The organism is Methylocella tundrae, from assembly GCF_038024855.1.
Taxonomy (GTDB): Bacteria; Pseudomonadota; Alphaproteobacteria; order Rhizobiales; family Beijerinckiaceae; genus Methylocapsa; species Methylocapsa tundrae.
In genome coordinates, this window is the sequence record NZ_CP139087.1 from 47,274 (window position 1) to 62,255 (window position 14,982).

The 14,982-nt window shown below is 60.9% G+C and carries 15 protein-coding genes and 1 riboswitch; of the genes, 10 read left to right on the forward strand and 5 right to left on the reverse strand.

All coding sequences use genetic code 11. The features are described from left to right. Positions 1–3: 3 nt before the first annotated feature. From SIN04_RS00290 to SIN04_RS00315, 6 genes are all read left to right on the forward strand, one after another. Positions 4–1,869: an integrase gene (locus tag SIN04_RS00290; protein ID WP_134493361.1), complete on the forward strand. Its 1,866-nt coding sequence runs from the start codon at positions 4–6 to the stop codon at positions 1,867–1,869. Then, the gene (locus tag SIN04_RS00295) at positions 1,862–2,335 is read left to right on the forward strand and encodes a hypothetical protein (RefSeq protein WP_244606064.1); all 474 of its coding nucleotides are present in this window, start codon (positions 1,862–1,864) and stop codon (positions 2,333–2,335) included. The genes SIN04_RS00290 and SIN04_RS00295 overlap by 8 nt, the downstream gene beginning before the upstream one ends. Positions 2,336–2,605: 270 nt before the next feature. Continuing rightward, a riboswitch (cobalamin riboswitch) is annotated at positions 2,606–2,796 on the forward strand. A gap of 113 nt (positions 2,797–2,909) precedes the next feature. Next, positions 2,910–4,859, forward strand: a complete 1,950-nt coding sequence (locus SIN04_RS00300; RefSeq protein WP_134493363.1) for a TonB-dependent receptor plug domain-containing protein — start codon at positions 2,910–2,912, stop codon at positions 4,857–4,859. After that, positions 4,859–5,461: a DUF7676 family protein gene (locus SIN04_RS00305; protein ID WP_134493365.1), complete on the forward strand. Its 603-nt coding sequence runs from the start codon at positions 4,859–4,861 to the stop codon at positions 5,459–5,461. The genes SIN04_RS00300 and SIN04_RS00305 overlap by 1 nt, the downstream gene beginning before the upstream one ends. 48 nt (positions 5,462–5,509) lie before the next feature. Further along, entirely contained in the window at positions 5,510–6,082 is a 573-nt protein-coding gene (locus tag SIN04_RS00310) for a hypothetical protein (RefSeq protein ID WP_197732049.1), read from the forward strand. Positions 6,083–6,562: 480 nt separating this feature from the next. After that, positions 6,563–6,700 carry a hypothetical protein gene (locus SIN04_RS00315; RefSeq protein ID WP_166796081.1) on the forward strand — a complete coding sequence of 46 codons (138 nt, stop codon included), beginning with the start codon at positions 6,563–6,565 and terminating at the stop codon, positions 6,698–6,700. Positions 6,701–6,810: 110 nt separating this feature from the next. On the opposite strand, the gene SIN04_RS00320 is transcribed toward SIN04_RS00315, so the two are convergent. The 5 genes from SIN04_RS00320 to SIN04_RS00340 all read right to left on the reverse strand — a co-directional run bounded on the left by SIN04_RS00320 (position 6,811) and on the right by SIN04_RS00340 (position 9,686). Further along, entirely contained in the window at positions 6,811–7,221 is a 411-nt protein-coding gene (locus SIN04_RS00320) for a type II toxin-antitoxin system VapC family toxin (protein WP_134493367.1), read from the reverse strand. After that, complete coding sequence (locus SIN04_RS00325) at positions 7,218–7,460, reverse strand: type II toxin-antitoxin system VapB family antitoxin (RefSeq protein WP_134493369.1); 243 nt, start codon at positions 7,458–7,460, stop codon at positions 7,218–7,220. Before SIN04_RS00325 ends, SIN04_RS00320 begins: the two co-directional genes overlap by 4 nt. 128 nt (positions 7,461–7,588) lie before the next feature. Beyond that, the gene (locus SIN04_RS00330; protein WP_134493371.1) at positions 7,589–8,299 is read right to left on the reverse strand and encodes a hypothetical protein; all 711 of its coding nucleotides are present in this window, start codon (positions 8,297–8,299) and stop codon (positions 7,589–7,591) included. Further along, a complete protein-coding gene (locus SIN04_RS00335; RefSeq protein WP_134493373.1) occupies positions 8,296–9,087 on the reverse strand; it encodes a hypothetical protein in 792 nt (263 codons plus the stop codon). Before SIN04_RS00335 ends, SIN04_RS00330 begins: the two co-directional genes overlap by 4 nt. Next, positions 9,084–9,686 carry a hypothetical protein gene (locus SIN04_RS00340; RefSeq protein ID WP_322843404.1) on the reverse strand — a complete coding sequence of 201 codons (603 nt, stop codon included), beginning with the start codon at positions 9,684–9,686 and terminating at the stop codon, positions 9,084–9,086. The genes SIN04_RS00335 and SIN04_RS00340 overlap by 4 nt, the downstream gene beginning before the upstream one ends. Positions 9,687–10,447: 761 nt before the next feature. Here SIN04_RS00340 and SIN04_RS00345 point away from each other — a divergent pair. The 4 genes from SIN04_RS00345 to mobF all read left to right on the forward strand — a co-directional run bounded on the left by SIN04_RS00345 (position 10,448) and on the right by mobF (position 14,976). After that, complete coding sequence (locus SIN04_RS00345; protein ID WP_134493375.1) at positions 10,448–10,747, forward strand: BRO-N domain-containing protein; 300 nt, start codon at positions 10,448–10,450, stop codon at positions 10,745–10,747. A 2-nt stretch (positions 10,748–10,749) separates the two neighbouring features. Then, positions 10,750–11,388 carry a hypothetical protein gene (locus SIN04_RS00350; RefSeq protein ID WP_280178201.1) on the forward strand — a complete coding sequence of 213 codons (639 nt, stop codon included), beginning with the start codon at positions 10,750–10,752 and terminating at the stop codon, positions 11,386–11,388. Between the two features lie 130 nt (positions 11,389–11,518). Further along, positions 11,519–11,845 carry a hypothetical protein gene (locus tag SIN04_RS00355; RefSeq protein ID WP_134493379.1) on the forward strand — a complete coding sequence of 109 codons (327 nt, stop codon included), beginning with the start codon at positions 11,519–11,521 and terminating at the stop codon, positions 11,843–11,845. Between the two features lie 2 nt (positions 11,846–11,847). After that, positions 11,848–14,976, forward strand: a complete 3,129-nt coding sequence (gene mobF / locus SIN04_RS00360; protein WP_134493381.1) for a MobF family relaxase — start codon at positions 11,848–11,850, stop codon at positions 14,974–14,976. The last annotated feature ends 6 nt before the right edge of the window (positions 14,977–14,982 follow it).

A 14,982-nucleotide genomic window follows, 5' to 3' on the forward strand; every position in this document is an offset into this window, starting at 1 on the left:
GAGATGACCGCGATCGTTCGAGCACCATTCCCGCTCGCAGAGGCCATCCCAGAGGTTCGAATCTCGGCGGCTTCGGTCTGGTTGGATCATGTCTGGCAGCTCGACGTCACTATTCCCGGCACCGCGCCGAGCGATGTCTTGGTGGACTGGGGCTTCGTGCTGCCGGATGGCAGCCACTTTACCGAAGACCAATGGACACCGTGGCGCGACGCGGCGAAACGGTTCCTTTGGTCGTTGCGCGTCGATCCACCATCCGGCCATCGGCGCGCTCGGGACAGCTCGCTTGTGCGCTCCTTCAAGCATTTGCGTATATTGATCTTCTGGATGACCGGCGAGGGCTATCGCTGCTTCGCCGACCTCGATCATGACGCCGCCGAATCCTTTCTGGCGACGGTCAAGGCGAGGCCGGGGCGCAAACGACAGACTCTTTCCGCGTCAACATTTGTCGGCTACGCGAGGCTCCTGAACAGCCTCTATTTGCAACGCGATCGTCTGCCGGATGCGCCGAAAGAAGATCTTCTGGCAAAAGATCGCCTCGGCCTTCTGGCGGGCCGATGGGGGCATCGCGGGGGCTCGCTGCCTTGCACACCGGACGCCGTCGCGATACCTCTAGTATGTGCCGCTATTCGACTTATCGGCAGCCCCGCTGACGATATCATCACGTTGCGTGATCGGGCACAGGCTGCCGTCGTCGCTGCGACGGCGCAGCGGCTTGATCGGCGAGGGGCAGATGCGTTCGTCGGCGCCGACCTAGCCGACTTCATCTTCTCGACTCCGGTGGGTGAAGAGAGGCCTTGGCGGACGGAACGCGTTGCTGATCTAGCGGCGGCGCAATTCCTGGTGAGTCGCCTTTACGACGCCTGCTTCGTCGTCATCGCCTATCTCATTGGCGCGCGCGTATCGGAGATCCTCGGGCTCAAGGTCGGCTGCATCGTGGACCATCCGTCGGCCGATGGGGCGGAGGCGTTCGCATATCTCAGCGGCAGGGTCTACAAGACCGCCGACTGCCCTGGCGGGCAACCGCATCGCTGGGTCGCGCCGGCACCCGTCGTGCGCGCTATCGCGGTTCTGGAGGGGTTATCGGAGCCCGTGCGTCGAAGCTCGGGGCGGGCCGATCTGTGGCTGCTTCCGAGCCAAGACGGCGGGTTCCATGTCCCCCGGTCCTCCAATCTCATCGATCGCCTCAACGGCTCATTCGCTGTCTTTATCGAGTTGCCGACCCATAACGGCCAGGTATGGCATCTGACCCCACACCAGGGTCGGAAGACCTTCGCGCGCTTTGTCGGTCGGCGCGATCGGACCGGCCTGCACGCCCTCGCCGCCCACTTCGGACATGTCACCCGTACCATGACCGACGCCAGCTACGTCGGCACCGACTTCGAGCTGAGTGATCTGATCGAAGCCGAGGCGCTCGAGGAAATGCGTGACGCGCTCGAAGAACTTCTGACCGCCCCGCGACTCGCCGGCAAGGCAGGCCGCACCATCGCTGAACGCAGTCGCTTCCGAGGCCGTACGCGCCAGGGAGACGTACGAGAATATGTCGAGTTCATTTTGCGCGAGACTGATATGCGGCTCGGGACATGCGATTGGGGTTATTGCGTTTATCGCCGCGAGAGTTCGGCCTGCCTCGGCGGCGAACGCGGCCCGAATCCTGTGCTGCGTACGCAGAGTATTTGCGCGGACTGCGCCAACTTCGTCGTGAGTGAAAAGCACCGTCCAATATGGGCAGCGCGGCGTCAGCGCAACGTCGATCTGCTCACCCAGCCGGCGCTCGATATGGAGAGCCGCGCCCTTGCTGCGGCACGCGTCGAGGAATGTGACCGCATCCTCATTGTGCTCGACCAGGTCAGAGGCGACGGTTATGAGTAAAGCGGGCAGCAGTGAACCGACGGCACCGCACGAGAAGCGTCGTTTGGGCACCGAACAGTCTCTGCGGGCGGCTTTGGGGCGGCTCATCGGTGGTGTACCCAGCCATCCCTCCTTGCGCGGCCGCACCTATCGGCTGACCGTTTCTGCGTTGGCGCGCGAGGCCAGGGTCAGCCGCAACACGATCTACGCCAACCATCGCTCGATCCTCGACGAGATGAACCTCGTCGATCTGCAGACCCACACGCCAAAGCGGCCCCGTCCGATGGAAAAGATAGCCGAAGTTAATGCGTTGATCGAGGAATTGCGGCAGCAGAAGTGGCAACTGGCAACCGAGAATGCCGCGCTTCTCAAGCGCGCGGTCGATGCCGAAAAGGTGGTCGATAGGCTGCAGAAGCAGAATGCCAAATTCATCCGCGAGCTAGAAGCTGTCCACCGCCCGACCGTCTTGGCCCAGATCCGAACCTAAAGTCGATCAGCAGCACCCGAGGCAACGCAATAAGCTACGGGCGCTTTTTTGAGGTCTACATAAGCGAAACTACAAGAGCAGTCATTGATGGGCTGCCTCTATCGACTGATTTCAATGGGCAGGTTTGCGCCAAAAGCAGCCAAACGCATTTGATCCTTTGAACACGCGTCAAAGGATGGACGAACTCAGTTATATCGACGAAACAGGTTCCGGCGGCTTTTCGAACGGAAAGATTTGTCGACCTGTGCCTTGACGTCGCGACATCGACGACGGCATACTGCCTGCGATGGTTCCCTTCGGGGATCAAAAGGGAACACGGTGCGGCCATGCGGCCAATACCGTGGCTGTCCCCGCAACTGTAAGCGGCGAGCCGCGCGCCAATCACGCCACTGGGCAACCGGGAAGGCGGCGCAAGGCAAGGACCCGCGAGCCAGGAGACCTGCCATCAGCCGTGGTCACGCGCGAACACATTGGGCGGGGTGTCTCAGTGGGGACTAGGATTCTCGCCTGATCTTGTGGGCGGCGTACCTGGACTTTGGTTCGCAGTGACGTGTCACGTTGCTGCGAGACCGCCATGTTTTCCTCTTTTCCATCAGCTTTGCGCCTAGGCGCCATAACTTCGTGCTTTTCCCTCATCTCTTTCTCCATCGACGCCTCCCGGGCCTATGCCCAGGATGCGTCGTCCCCGCCGGTCCAGCTTCCCCCGGTCGTGGTCGGCGCGACGCTCATTCCGACGCCTGAGTCCGAACTTGGCACCAGCGTCACCGTCATCTCGGCGGACGAAATCGCCGCCAAACAGGAACGCCTGCTGCCCGATGCGCTTCTCGATGTCCCCGGCCTCAACGTCGTGCAAACCGGCGGCCCCGGCGGACTTACGTCGGTCTTCATCCGCGGCGCCAATTCGAACCAGACCAAGGTTCTCATCGACGGCATCGACGTCAGCGATCCGAGTTCGCCCGACGGCGCCTTCGATTTCGCCCATATCCTCAACTTCGACCTCGGCAGCATCGAAGTGCTGCGCGGGCCGCAAAGCGGGCTCTACGGCTCCGACGCGATCGGCGGCGTCATCAACATCGCCACGCAAAAAGGCCAGGGGCCGATGGTGGCGACGGCGAACGTCGAAGGCGGCTCGTTCGGGACCTTCAACCAGACCGCCAAGGTTTCCGGCTCGGCCGATTGGCTGAGCTATTTCCTGGGATTCGGTCATTTCTCGACGATCGATACGCCGGTTACGCCGCCGTCCCTCGTTCCGATAGGTCGCGTTATCAATCCAAACGCCTATGACAACCGCACCTTCTCGATGCGGCTTGATGCGCAGCTCGCAGATCAGCTCGATGTCGGGCTAACAAGCCGCTATATCGAAACCACCCTCCTTTCGACGAGCGATGATTTCCTCGGGCCGGAAAACCTGCGGAGCAACACCGGCAGCGATCAGTCCTTCAGCCGGGCCTTCGTCCATAATACGCTCTTCGACGGGCGTTTCGATCAGACGCTCGGCCTCGCCTACACAAATTACGACAGGAGCTACTCCGACCCGAATTCGATCCCCTTCGTCCCCAGCTTTTATCAGGGATCCCGCATCAAGGTCGATTATCAAGGCAATCTCCGTCTCATCGAGGGCGAAACTCTGGTCCTTGGCGCCGATCGCGAAGTGAACCGACTCGTCAACAGCAATCCTGTTTGGGCGGTGGATGGCGATACGGCCGGCTTCGCGGAGCTGCAATCCAACATTGGCGGGCGGCTCTTCAATGCGGCGAGCATACGCTACGACGCCGACGATCAGTTCGGCAGCGCGACGACCTTCCGCATCGCGCCAGCCTTTCTCATTCCGGAAACGGGAACCAAGCTCAAAGCCAGCGTCGGCTCAGGGTTCAAGGCGCCGACCCTCGACGAACTCTACGACAATTATCCGGCCTACGGCTTCTTCGCCAATCCGAACCTGCGACCCGAAACCAGCATCGGCTTCGACGCCGGCTTCGAACAGACCCTGCTGCTGGACCGCATCTCGTTCGGCGCCACCTATTTCGCCAATAACATCAAAAATCTCATCGACATCAACGACACCGCGACCTCCTATGTAAATATCGGTCAGGCCAGAACCTTCGGGCTCGAGAGCTTCTTGAGCCTCTCTCCATGGAACGGCTTTTCCGTCCGCGCCGATTACACCTACACCGTCGCCAAGGATGAACTCAGGCAGCTCGATCTTTTGCGGCGACCGCGCGACAAATTGAGCCTCAGCGCAACGCTCCAGGCGACGCCCGCGCTGCTTCTATCCGCGATTTTTGTATATACCGGCCCATGGGCCGACACCAATCGCGCGGGGACGGCGACGAATCTTGTTGCGCCGGGCTACACGCTGCTTAATCTCGCCGCGACTTACGATTTCGGACACGGAATTTCCGGCTTCGCGCGGGTCCAGAATGCGCTCAACGACCATTACCAAAACCCCTTGGGCTTCGACCAGCCGACGCTTGGCGTTTTCGGCGGCGTCAAAGTCGCTTTAGGTCAGGACGGTTTGCTGTGATGGCCAAACAGTATCTAACGTTCAAAACCGACTATCGACCGCGCCGAGCGGTCGAAGTCGACGGCTCGTCTGTCGACATCTTCGCCTTGCCGACGGATGAAGAGACGCTCGCGGCCCTGTTGCGCGATCTGTTCGAAAACCACTGGCGCGAAATCACCTTCGGACAAATCATCGAGGGCGCAGCCTACGAGCTCAAGGCGTCCTCGCCGCCGACCCATATCGGGATGTTCGACGGCTATCTGACGATCGCCTTCGGCGCGCCGCACTTTCATATCTGCATTGGCGTCCACAAAGGCAGTCCCCATAATCCCGCCTCGCCAGTACTGGCGCGCCATCGCAAAACCTCGCGCGCCGAGCTTTACCGCCGTCTCGATCGAAGCGGCGCGCCGGTTTCCTGGGGCCTGCGTCTTTTCAACGGCGAAGGCGAACAGCAGATCACGGTGCTTCTTCCCAATCCGTTTCTGGATCAGGACAGCGACAAGCTTCTGAAAGCGCCGGAATGGGAGCGCCTCGCCCTTTGGGACAGCCTGCGTGCGCGCTGGCTCGGGCAAAGTGAGCCTGATCCGGTCGACCGATCAGGCAAAGGTTTTCGCCATGACTGAAGCCCGCCGCGAAACCGATCCAAATTCAAATCTGAAAAGGAAAACGCAATGAATTCCCCGTCTTCCGCAATAGCGGGCTGGCGCAAACCCGCCTGGATCGCTTTGCTGGCCGCCGCCAGCGTGGCCTTCACCCTCGGCTTTGCCTGTGCAACGCCGCTCGCCGCTTTCGCCGCGATCGCGGCGCTGACCATGACGCGCCGCGACGCCCTGCTGCTTGTTGGTCTCGTCTGGGGCGCCAATCAATGCGTCGGGTTCGGCGTGCTGCATTATCCCTGGACAGTGGATTGCCTCGCCTGGGGCCTCGCGCTTGGCGTCATTGCGCTGCTTTCGGTCTTTGCCGCCGAATTTGGCGCGAAGCGCTTGATCGGCCGCAATGGAATCCTTGCTTCGATCGCGGCCTTCCTTGCCGCCTTTGCGGTCTATGAAGGTCTTCTCTTTCTCACCTCCATCATCGTCCAAAGTGGGGTCGAGAATTATGGGCCGCTAATCATCGGACGAATCTTCGCCATCAACGCCGTCGCCTTCGTCGGGCTCCTCGCTGTGAGCAAACTAGGCGCGTCGGCTGGCCTCGTCTCGGCGCACAGCGGTCAGCTTGCTGAGACGACCGGAAGACGCGGGTGAGGTCATGGCGCCGTCTCGTCCCGTGTAAGGCCACATGAATTAATCCGCACGCGCATCGGCCAATGGGCCATGCGGATCACATCCTTTATGGCCGCTTTGTTTCAAATCCAGCCCATCGAGATCGATGTTCCGCGATCAAGGGCGCCCATAAGGTCGCCTTGACCTTGGCCTGCGGGATTAGGCTTAGTCACCGGCTTTCGGGTTTGCGGGTCTGCGGTCGACTTTGAGGGCGGCCATTCACTTAACCTCGTACACCAGGGCCCGCTCGTGCCCAACAGGACAGTTGACACGTAACCTAAGAACGGTTCCCCCAATTTTGTCGAACGCAAAGCGCGCGCAAGAGCGCGCATCATTTTATGTTTTTTCGTTCGATAAAATCGGCTCCCCCATTCGCCGCCACTGGCGGTCGCTGCGCGATCCTTGACCCAGAAAGACCGCGCATAGTCCGCGACCTTTGTCATCAAGACAAGGGAGAGCAAAATGAGCATTCACCAGCAAATTGAAGAACTTCGCGCAGAACTCCGCAACTGCCTCGACGCCGAGGAGCGCACCCACATTCGACAGGAACTCGATATAAAGGAACTGATCGCCGCCGACGGCGATCAGGATGCCAGCTGACGCCACGCACGCCGCACACTCCGGCGGGGGCGAACGCCTCCGCCTTTCTTCCTTTTTTGCACTGCCTCCGTCATCAACCCGCGCAGACGCTGAGTTTCAGCCCCCGGCTCTTATGCGCGAAACGCCTGGCCGCCGAGATCCGTCAGCGCGAACCCTCCCCCAGTGAACAGCAGCTTCGCCCTGTTCACCTTTGCGCACGCATAGGCGTAGCAGGCGCTCATACTGAGCCCTGCCGGATGGCGGCCTTCGCCATATTGCGCGAAGGCATCCGCCGCCATCTCCAGTTCCCGTTCTCCGATGCTCACGATCCTGAAATTGGCCGCTTCCAGAAAAAGGCGCACATGCGCCCGCGCGGCGCTGACCGAGAACATGTGGCTGTCGCAAAGACTGGCCACGGTTTCCGATACCGACAGAGCCGAACACAATCTCACGCGCTCGCCTTCAAGCCGATCGGCGATTTCTCTCGACTGAGCGTCTCCCATGATGATTGACATCAACGCTGATGCGTCTGCGAAAATCATCGGCTGTCTCCCGCAACCGTATCCGCTCCGCCCTCGACATTCACGTTGCGGACTGCGGGCGGCAGCGGATGATCCTCTCTCAACCGAGCGAACCGATCGCGCAAGGGCATCGCCTCGGCTGATCGCTCCAGCTCAGCCGCAACAGCTAATTTCACAGCATCCTGTTTCGTCAGGCCACGCTGTTTCGCCAGTCGCTCCACCAGCTCGGCGGTCACATCGTCCTTGATATAAAGAGGCATCGAAACTCCCGAGGATATCCGAATATCCATTTCAGGATATCCGAATATCCTACACCTTCCAACTCATTTGGCGGGCCCCCTAACCGAAAAACGCGGCGCGGCGGTCCCGCCAACACGAACCCGGTTTTCTACGACCCCCATGAGCGAAACCACCCTTTCACGGCGCTCGGCAAATCCTTCAACTCGCGCGGCTCGAAGGATTTCGCCATGCAAGCCCGTTGCGGCGCCGCGTTATCCCCGACGCGCACCGAAAACGACGTCGCAGCGCAACGACCCGCCGCATCCATCGTCGGCCCGTCCTCCCACGCCCGCACCTGATAGCCCGACCATGCTATGAAAAGCATCGCGGCGCCGGCGATCGCCGCGAAGCGCATCGCCATCCCCCGATTGTAATTCGTCTGCTTGAGAATCAGCCATCCGCTCGTTTCAGACAACAATGCCGTCGCCATCGTCCGCGCGACCCGTTGGATCGATTGATCGTATTGGAATTGGGTTTCGGCCTCCGCCCGCGCGGCGATCTTCGTCGCCTCCTGCGCGAGCTCCAGAACCTGATGACCAGCCTTGAACAGGGCCTGAAGCTCCGCGAGTTGACCCTCCCGAAACTCCTCGGCCGATGCTTCGATCCGCTTGCACAAAGGATCGATTGTCCCCCCGATCTTCTCCTCGGCGCCGACGACGATGTTGGCCAACTCTTCGATCGCGAGCCGCTGATAACGCGAAAACACCCCGAGGGGCCCGTGCTCGTCGAACCCCTCCTCTTTGAGGGAGGCATCCATTTCCGCCGAGGCGGCGCGAAGCTTCTCCATCGCGCCGTCGCCAATCTTCCCCGTCTCGCTCATGGAAGCCAGTCCTCAATGCCGTAAGTCCGGAATTGCTTCTCCATTTTGTTCATCCAGACTTTAACCTGATACGCTCTTGCCGGATCGAACGGGACGCCGCTTTTTCCTCGACGGCCCTCTATCGCCTCATTCAGGCTCAACCCCTCGGCGCGCATCACTTCCATGCAAGCCAATTTCTCCATTCTGATCACAGATCCCCTCTTCAGCATTTCGCTGTAGCCCGAATGGCTCTCGAGCCACTCAAATGCGCTTACGGCATTTTTTCCTGCCTTCACGAGGTTGTAATTCAGGACCAGAATCGAATGCTCCGCCCGGAAATAGCCCGCCCGAAAAATACTCAGGACATGCTCAAAATCGTCCTTGTCGGGGCCGATCATGAACACCCCCAACGCGGTGGCTCCGACGTCCTCGCAGAATTCCGGAAGGTTCATATCGCGCGCATGTTCAGCGAGAACCCTGTCACCGCCACCGAGATCGAGTACGAGAGACGCTTTTCTCAGCGCCATCTCTCCACTCAATGTAGTCACCCATTCGGAGACATCCGCGATATCCGCGCTGATAGGTTGCCGTGCGCCGTCCTGTTCTTCCGCAGGATAAAAAGCAGCCAACGTCGGGTTGCCCTTGTCGCCGTCTCCTATGATGACTTCCCTCCCCGCCCGCCGCGCGCGTTGGATCAGAAAGTCAAGAAACGTCGATCCCCCCGTTCTACCCCGCCCATGTCTCACGACAAGAACAGGCGGCCTCTCCGCGCTCGCGCCACTTTGTTCTTCAAACGCCTGAATATTCATGCTCCATACTCCTTTTTTGGTCCTATCAAGTTCTCAATCCCTTGATCTATGGGGCGACCGATAGACCGATTAGATTCCTGCCTATTGCGAGCCGCACCAGCCAAATTGATATACTCGCGAATATTCTGTTGCACCGGCTGGATCCACCCTTCGTGATCTTTGAAATAGTCGTCGTTCCAGAGCGTCGCCCCGATCGGCAGTTCCGTCTGAACCTCCGCTAACGCCGGCCCAACCGGTCCAGTAATCCGCGACGGCATATTTCGTCGCGGATCAGCGGCGCGGCGCGCTGCCTGCGCGGCTTCCTCTGCCCCACGCCGCACCTCCATGCGCGCGCGCTCTTTTCTAACGCGCCACCAGGTCAGCCGCGCCGTTCCAATGCTTGGCGCCTTCCCGTCTCTGTCCGTAATCCCCTGATCAGCGAACGACGAACACAGTTCTCTCCACGAGATCCGCGCTCCATTCGCGGCGTGCAGAACCCTGTCGTGATTGTCGTACAACCACCAAAACAGCGCTGACCGCGTTTTAGGTCGCTCGATCTGTTTCAAAATCGAGTCACGGCTTTTCGGGTTTGCACTCATCTCCCAATCCTTGCGTTGCATCGGCGCGAACGCCCAGACCACGCTTCAAGTGCTAGACGCGCAAAACGCGAACGCAAAAATCCGCCCGCTCGGGCAAAGGATGGCCACCCCACCCACATTCGCGTGGACGGCGCCGCCGCCCGCCGACGTCCCTCAACAGATTTCCGCGTTACGGCACCGTTACGATAGCGTTACCGCCGCTACCGCGCCGCTTCGACTTCGCTACGCAACCGCTGCGGCAAAAATCGAAAAAAGTTGCTACATGGACCAATGCACCATTGGTGCAGGTCCGCTCGCTGCGCTGGCGGACCTTCGCGCCTTCGGCGCGCGCGCTCCGCGCGAAATGAGAGATGGGCTCGCGGCAAACGGGCGCTTCGGCGAGGCACTTGCCGCCCAGCCCCGGCGCGGCGCGGCATCCAGCGACCTATTTTGTCCTCGAATCTGCGCGTCTGCGCTTCAGGGGAGGCCGCCGGACGCTTTGGATGGCATTTGAGTGCCAACGAGGCTTAGGGCGGTCTGTTGCCAGCCCTGCGTCCTCTCAGGGCTTCCGGCGGGCGGCGGCCAGGCAGGATTTCCGGCGGCGGGTTCGCCGCTCACGCCCCGGATCGGCGCCAATTGCGCCCGGCGCGATGCCGATTTCCCGTTCGCGTCGCCATGCGCCAGCGTGGTCACACCAGCGTCCGACACAGCGCCATCGCAGGGGACACTGCGACAGACCAGTTCCGACAGTGCGTTAGGAGCGCTGGCTAAATTATTGATAAAACGGAATAAGGAACATCCAGATGGAAGACCAGAATACTCAGGCATCCGCTGTGAATGCGGAGAACCTGCCCGTCGAATTCAGTTTCGAAGGCCACGCCGTAAGAACGGTTCCTGATGGCGAACGGATTTTGTTCGTCGCCAAGGACGTCGCAGAGATCCTCGGCTACGAGAACACTCGCAAAGCTATCTCGGACCATTGTAAACAAGCGAAGTCCTTAAAAGACCTCTGGGGGGTAACGAATCGTTACGCCCCCTGCCGGTTGCGTTCAAATATGATCCTCAACTTAAGGTTATACCGGAATCTGACCTTTATCGTCTGATCATGCGATCCGAGCTTGATGCTGCCGAACGATTCCAGGACTGGGTCACGGAAGACGTTCTCCCCGCGATCCGTAAAACCGGGCGGTACGAGTCAAGACAGCAGCCCTCCCTCGACCATAAAAGCGGCAGTTTCGAGCAAGCCTTTTGCGGCGACGTCCTGATCACGGACGAACTGCTCCAGATTTTGTTCGGCGAGAAAATTCCCCTCTCCGGCCACGAGAAATACCGCTTTCTCGCAGGGCCAACCTGCGACGCGCTTGGCCTTGCCGACCTGGCCGCCGCGCTCGAACTCATCCCCAAATCGGAACAGGAAACCGTCACCATCTATACGCCGCTGGGCCCGGAACAATTGCCCGCCATCACCGGAGCCGCGATTTACTGCCTCGCCTTCACGCCAAGAAACCGTCCAGACAGAGCTCCACGGATCACGAAACCCTTCAGCAGCGTCGACTACATCAATCGTTTCGACCTACGTCTTCTGGCTATGCTGACCACAAAAGCGTTTCTTCGCTGGCAGCAGTTCCGGCCCCGGCGCCTGGATCTCGACGGCTTCGACCCCTTCCTTCATAATTTCGAGTCCGCGCTGACCGCCGCGTTCAGTCTTGCCGCGCAATATGCTGAACCGGATTCCGATTCTTAAACGCGAACAGGCGGGGTGGCCCCCGGGCAGACCGGGCGTCTGCCCTTCTCAAACTGAATTTCCGTTCGCGCTCCGCGCTCGCATCCTCCGTTCCCATGGACATTCGCGTCCATGGAACATGGAGAAACTGATGCAAGCCGCCGGCCTTAACCTAACCCCCGTCACAGACGCTCTCGCCGAGATTTCCGAAAAACTTAACACGATGGACCATGCGCAGGACGCGCTGCTCCTCAACGGACACGCTCTTCACGAACAGATGCAGGCCGTCGCCAGCCTCCTCAACCATCTGGTCGAAATGGTCACCCCGCCGCCCCGCGACCAAGAAGGGCCGACCCTGTCCGACCTCCTAAACCGGATCGTCCAGCAGCAGATCGCCCTGTTCCAGCTTCAGAAAGACACGGTCCAAGCGGTCCTGCGCATGGAACAGCGCTCCCTCGGCATTCAGGTCGGGGGCTGAAAATGCTGAATTTCAGGAAAGTCTCCGCCGATTCGGACGGATCGGAAATCCGTCGCTATATGACCCAGGACAAGCCAGAGCCCGACCCCGTCAGGGCAATCGACGCCGGCGGGAAGCTCCTCGAATCGGGCGAAAAGCTGACGCAATATTATACCGGCCGGGGCGCGCGGGCGAGCTGGCGGCCTGACATGCCCGCCGCCGTCGCCGCGGCTATCGGGCTGGCGGACGCCCGCCAGCAGCCTCGTGACATGGAACTCGACCGCCTTTTTGAGGCCAAACGCGCCGACAATGGTAAGGGCTGGTCTCAGCACCAGCGCAAGAACAGCGGCTTCGATTTTGTCTTTTCGCCGCACAAATCCGTCTCGCTGGCAGCCGAATTCGCGTCAAATCCAGCCGAAGCAGCGGCCATCCGCAACGCCATCTGGGCCGCCAACGACGACGCCTTGCGCTACGCCGCCGACGACCTCGCCCTCGCCCGAAAGGGTCACGCCGGCGAAAAGGGCGCCGACCATGGCGAAATCGGCTGGGTCACATTCGCTCATGACGCCGCGCGTCCGACGGTGGCCGTCCAGAATGGTCCGGACGGCGCGACCTATCTCCTCGATGTGCCGACTGCCGGCGATCCCCATTACCATCTGCATAATTTCATCCCGAACATGGTGGTGACCAAAGAAGGGCGCGTCGGCTCGATCGACAGCCGCGCGCTGAGCGCGCACAAGGTCCACGAATATGGCGCTTATTTTCAGGCCCAGCTCGCCGATCGGCTTCGCGCCCTTGGCGTCCGCACCGGCTATGATCACGACGAACAGGCCGTCGTTCTGACCGACATCCCCGAGAAAGCTGTCACGCTGTTTAGCAAACGCGACCGCCAGGTCATCGGCGACGCGCGGAAAATCGCCCGTGAACAAGCTCTCGACTGGGACGAGCTTACGATTGATCGCAAACGCCAGATACTGCACGAAGCGAGCGCCGAGGGCCGGCTCGGCAAGACGAAGGACGAGGCGCACGAAGTCTGGCGCCAGCAGGCGGCTGAAATAGGCTGGACTCATGACACCGTTATCGGCGCGATTCAGCATCCCGCCCTCACCGACGAGGATCGCTGCGACACGGCCTATCGCCATGCGGCCGCGGCTCTTTCGGGTGAGTTCCAGACGAGCGCCGTCATCGACTATGACAGGCTTCGCGTCCACGCGGCGCGCGGCCTCATCGCCGGCGGCGTCAATCGCGGCCGCGACGACGTCGACCGCGTCGTCGCTCTCCTTGAGGCGAGGGGGTTCAAACACAATGGCGTCGCCGTCTCCGTCGTCGCGGGACTAAGAGACGGTAAGCTGAGCGTCACCCACACAGAGCAGATCCGGATCGAGCAAAGCCTTTCGGCACAGGCTCGCGCGGCGGCGACGCAGCGAACGTCCTCCCTTTCCGAGCCTGCGATCCTCGCCGCGATCCGCGCCGTCCAAAAAGACGATCCCGGCGTCCAGTTCACGGATGAACAGCGATCCGCCATTTACGCTATCGGCCGCGGCGGAAAGCTTTCCCTTCTCACCGGCGTCGCGGGCGCCGGCAAAACCACGCTTTTGCGGCCACTCGTGCGCGCATGGAAGGATGCAGGCTACGAGATGGTCGGCATGTCCACGGCCTGGCGTCAGGCCGACGCGCTGAAAGACCCTGGAATCGAGCGCACCTTCGCGCTTCAGCCCTTGTTGGACGCGATCGAGACCGGAGATTTCACGCCAGACGCCAGGACAGTCCTCGTTATCGACGAAGTCAGCCAGATTGGCCCGCGCCCGATGCTCAAACTGCTCGAGCTCCAGGCGCAGACCGGCATGACCATCAAAATGCTTGGCGACAGGGAACAGGTCCAGTCGATCGAGGCAGGCGATACGATCGAACTGTTGCGCCGCGTCCTGCCGAAATCCGCCATGCCCGAAGTTCTGATCTCTCAGCGCCAGAAGGGCGCGCGCGATCTTAAAATCGCGTCTCTTTTCCGCGACGGCGACGCCGAGACCGCGTTTGAGATGAAGCGCGAGGACGGAACCGCCCATCTGGTCGAGGGCGACTACGACCAGGTGGTCCACAAAATCGCCGACCTCTATATCGAGCGCACGGACGCGCTTCAGGCCGCCGACAAACGCATGGGCGTCACCATCACGACCCTGACCAATTCCGAAGCGTCCGACATAAGCCAGGCGATTCGCAAACGTCTGATCCAGAGAGGCGCGATTGGCACGGACCAAACGATCCATAAAGCCGTCTATTATCGCGGCGAGAAGGCGGAACTTTTCAATATGCCAATCGCCACCGGCGACAAACTCCGGCTCTGTCGGAAAACGACGGCGAATATCGGCGGCCGCAGCGCTACGATCGGTAATAATGGCGACATTGTCTCGGTCGTCGGCAAGACCAACCAGGGCCTTGCTTTACGCAACGAACGCGGGCAAGTCGCCGAGGTCGACTGGCAGCGCCTGACAGACAAGAAAACCGGACGCCTTCTCGTCGGCTTCGGACGCGCTTTCACGATCGACGCGGCGCAAGGGATGTCCACACGGGGGGAGCACATCAACGCTCTCCCCCACGGAACCGGAGCCGCCTCGGCGTTCAAGACTTACACGGCTGAAAGCCGCGCAACCGGCCAGACCCACACCATGATCTCCAAGGCCGCCGTCCTCGGCGCCGTCAAACGGTCGATGGCGCTAGGCGACGCCACGCCCGTCACCGATGAAGATCTTTGGGACAGAATCGCCAAGGACACCTCCCAAAAGCCGTACAAGGCCCTCGCCATCGATCTGGCGGCCAAGGCAAAAATAGCTTCCGAACCGACCGTCAAAAATGGCTTGTCCGCCCACCGCAGGATTGAACGCGCCGCCGCAGCGACGCCCGCACTTGGCCAGAAAATCCGCGAAACCTTCGATGGCGCCGCCGCGCGCGAGGCGTTCGGCCGCCAGCGCGAGGCGCTTGACGAGTTTGTGCAGCAATGCGCCGCCATGCTCAAAGAAGCAGCCGAGACTGTGAAGGAGCACATGAACGCCCTGCGCGTCGCCATCAGACCCGACGCCGCTGTGCATGGCGCCGCTTCTCCCGCCGAGCGCCCTCCGGAGGCGGCGATCCGGCCATCTCCCTCCCCCGGACCTTGATCCAAG